4 protein-coding genes are annotated in these 3430 nt (G+C 69.2%); 3 read left to right on the forward strand and 1 reads right to left on the reverse strand.

The window, feature by feature from the left end; all coding sequences use genetic code 11:
* Positions 1-402 (reverse strand): undecaprenyl-diphosphate phosphatase (locus tag AC1D15_RS22785; protein WP_477827760.1); only part of this gene is annotated, 402 nt, incomplete at its 3' end.
* 110 nt (positions 403-512) lie between these two features.
* Here AC1D15_RS22785 and AC1D15_RS22790 point away from each other — a divergent pair.
* From AC1D15_RS22790 to AC1D15_RS22800, 3 genes are all read left to right on the forward strand, one after another.
* Complete coding sequence (locus tag AC1D15_RS22790; RefSeq protein ID WP_047513243.1) at positions 513-1178, forward strand: TetR/AcrR family transcriptional regulator; 666 nt, start codon at positions 513-515, stop codon at positions 1176-1178.
* Positions 1175-2317, forward strand: coding sequence for an efflux RND transporter periplasmic adaptor subunit (locus tag AC1D15_RS22795; protein ID WP_477827761.1), 1143 nt, complete (start codon positions 1175-1177; stop codon positions 2315-2317). The genes AC1D15_RS22790 and AC1D15_RS22795 overlap by 4 nt, the downstream gene beginning before the upstream one ends.
* 15 nt (positions 2318-2332) lie before the next feature.
* Positions 2333-3430: efflux RND transporter permease subunit (locus AC1D15_RS22800; RefSeq protein ID WP_477827762.1), on the forward strand; the 1098-nt coding region annotated here is incomplete at its 3' end.

Consider the following 3430-nt stretch of genomic DNA (forward strand, 5'->3'; position numbering starts at 1 on the left):
GTGCTGGCGCCGCTCGGCCCACAAGATGATCAGCCCGCCGACGATGAAGGTGGTCGCCACCGTCGGCGCGTTGAACAGGTTCGCCTTCAGCATCTTGCCGAACAGCAGGCCCAGCRCCGCCAGCGGCAGGAACGCGATGCCGACGTTCAGCAGCAGCCGGCGTGCCTTCGGGTCGCTCCCCAGCCCGCCCAGCACCCCGCCGATGCGGCCGCGGAATTCCCACACCACGGCCAGGATCGCCGCGGACTGGATCACGATCTCGAACAGCTTGCCGCGCGCATCGTTGAAGTGCATCAACGACCCCGCCAGGATCAGGTGCCCCGTGCTCGACACCGGCAGGAACTCCGTCAGCCCCTCGACGACGCCCATCACCGCCGCCTTCAACAACAGTACGAAGTCCACTCGCATTCCCCGGCAAAAAATGAGCGCCGATGATAGCGGCAGCCCTCCCCCCGGCTTGACCCCCGCCACCCCACCCCTTACATTACTGACCAGTCAGTCAGTACCGTGACATGAGTACCCCCGACCCCCTCCACCCCCTCCCCGCCCGCCAGCGCCGCAAGGAAGCCCGTCCCCAGGAACTGCTGGACGCGGCTTTGGCGCTCTTTTCTGAAAAGGGTTTCTCCGCAACCCGGTCGGAAGAAGTCGCGGCGGCCGCCGGGGTGTCCAAGGGCACGCTCTATCTCTATTACCCGAGCAAGGAAGAGCTGCTGAAGGCGGTGATCCGCGACCGCGTGTCGACCGAGATCCAGAGCGGCGTCGACGAAGTGCGCGCCTTCGCCGGCAGCAACGCCCAGGTGCTGCGCGAGGTGCTGCCGCGCTGGTGGCTGCGCATCTTCGAGAGCCCGGCGTCCGCCGTCTTCAAGCTGATCGTCACCGAGGTGCGCAACTTTCCCGACATCGCCGACTACTACCGCGAGCAGGTCATCGAGCCGGGCTCGCAGCTGGTCGGCACCGTCGTGCAGCGCGGCATCGAGGCCGGCGAATTCCGCCCGGTCAACGTCGAGTTCACCGTGCACTCGCTGATCCTGCCGATGGTCATGCTGTGCATGCACAAGCACTCGCTGGGCGTCTGCTCGCCGGTGCCCTCCCTCGTGTCCCCGCAGGACTTCATCTTCCAGCACATGGACACCGTCACCCGCGGCATCGAACGCCACCCGGCCCCCGTCGTCTCATGAAGCGCTGGGTGAAGTGGGCGGTGCCCGTCGTCGTCGTCGCGCTGATCGGCGGCTTCGTGATGCGCGCGCTCAGCGCCCGCAAGCAGGAGCAGGCCCTGCTCGGCAGCACCAAGGCACCGGCCGCGCTGGAGCTCGCGCCCGGCGACCTGCTCGTGCTGCGCCCGCAATCGTTCGCCCGCACGCTCGCGGTGTCGGGCGGCCTGAAGGCGGTCAACAGCGCGGTGGTGCGCRCCAAGGTCGCCGCCGAGGTCAGGTCGCTGACGGTGCGCGAAGGTGACAGCGTCAAGGCCGGCCAGGTGATCGGCCAGCTCGAGACCACCGAGGTCGAGCTGCGCCTGCGCCAGGCCGAGCAGAACGCCGCGTCGGCACGCGGCCAGCTCGACATCGCCCGCCGCACGCTGGAGAACAACAAGGCGCTCGTCGCCCAGGGCTTCATCTCGGCCACCGGCCTGGAGACCTCGGTGTCGAACGAGGCCTCGGCCCAGGCCACCTACGGCGCGGCGGTCGCTGCCGTCGACCTGGCCCGCAAGTCGCGCAGCGATGCGCAGCTGATTGCGCCGATCAACGGCATCGTCTCGGTGCGCGCGGTGCAGCCGGGCGAGCGCGTCGCGATCGACGCCAGACTGGTCGAGGTGGTCGACCTGTCGCGCATCGAGCTCGAGGCGGCGATCGCCCCCGAAGACGTCGGCACGGTGCAGGTCGGCCAGGCGGCCACGCTGCAGGTCGACGGGCTCGCCACGCCGGCACAGGCCAAGGTGGTGCGCATCAACCCGAGCACGCAGTCGGGCACGCGCGCGGTGATGGTCTACCTCGAACTGCAGCCGCAGCCCGGCCTGCGCCAGGGCCTGTTCGCGCGCGGTGCGATCGAGATCGAGCGCAAGACCGCACTGGTCGTGCCGGCCAACGCGGTGCGCGTCGAGCAGGCCCGGCCCTACGTGCTGGCGGTGGTCGACGGCAAGGTGGTGCAGCGCCCGGTGACGCTGGGCGCCCGCGGCAGCGTCGCCGGCAGCCTGGAGCGCGACGGCCAGGTCGAGCTGCTGCAAGGTGCCGGCGAAGGCATGACGCTGCTGCGCGGCACCGTCGGCCAGGTGCGCGAAGGCACGGCCGTGCGCGTCACCAGCCCGGCCTCGGCCCCCTGACCGGCCCGCCGCACCATGTGGTTCACCCGCGTCTCGATCGGCAATCCGGTGATGGCCACGATGGTCATGCTGGCCTTCGTCGTGCTCGGGCTGTTCAGCTACCAGCGCCTGGCGGTCGACCAGTTCCCGAACATCGATTTCCCGACCGTCGTCGTGCAGATGGACTACCCGGGCGCCTCGCCCGAGATCGTCGAGAGCGAGGTCACGAAGAAGATCGAGGAGGCGGTCAACACCGTCGCCGGCATCAACTCGCTGTACTCGCGCTCGTATGAAGGCACGGCCGTCGTGATCGTCGAGTTCAACCTCGATGTCGACGGACGCAAGGCGGCCGATGACGTGCGCGAGAAGGTCGCGCTGATCCGCCCCAACCTGCGCGACGAGGTGAAGGAGCCGCGCATCTCGCGCTTCGACCCGGCCAGCCAGCCGATCTTCAACGTCGCGGTGCTGTCCGCCGATGGCAAGCGCTCGCCGCAGGAACTCACCACCTGGGCCACCCAGGTGCTGCAGAAGCGGCTCGAAAACGTGCGCGGCGTCGGCGCGGTCAGCGTGATCGGCGGTGTCGAGCGCGAGATCAACGTCTATGTGCGGCCGGCCGCGCTCGATGCGCTGGGCCTGAGCGTCGACCAGGTCGTCGCCGCGGTGCGCAGCGAGAACCAGGAGCTGCCGATGGGCTCGATCCGCACACGCGAGCAGGAGCGCGTCGTGCAGATCAATGCGCGGCTGAAGCGGCCGGACGACTTCCGCGAGATCATCGTCGCCCGCCGCGGCGCGAACGGCGGCAATGCCGTCAAGCTGTGGCAGGTGGCCGACGTGGTCGACGGCCCGCAGGAGATCGAGAGCCTCGCGCTCTACAACGGCCAGCGCACCGTGCTGCTGTCGGTGCAGAAATCGCAGGGCGAGAACACCATCGAGGTGGTCGACGGGCTGAACAAGGCGCTGGCCGAATCGGCCGCACTCACGCCGCCGGGCGTCAAGGTCGAGGTCAACCGCGACAACTCGCGCGGCATCCGCGTCTCGGTGGCCAACGTCAAGCGCACGCTGTTCGAGGGCGCGGCGCTCACGGTGCTGATCGTGTTCCTGTTCCTGAACTCCTGGCGCTCGACCGTCATCACC

This window comes from Rhizobacter sp. P2_H2, from assembly GCF_056403375.1.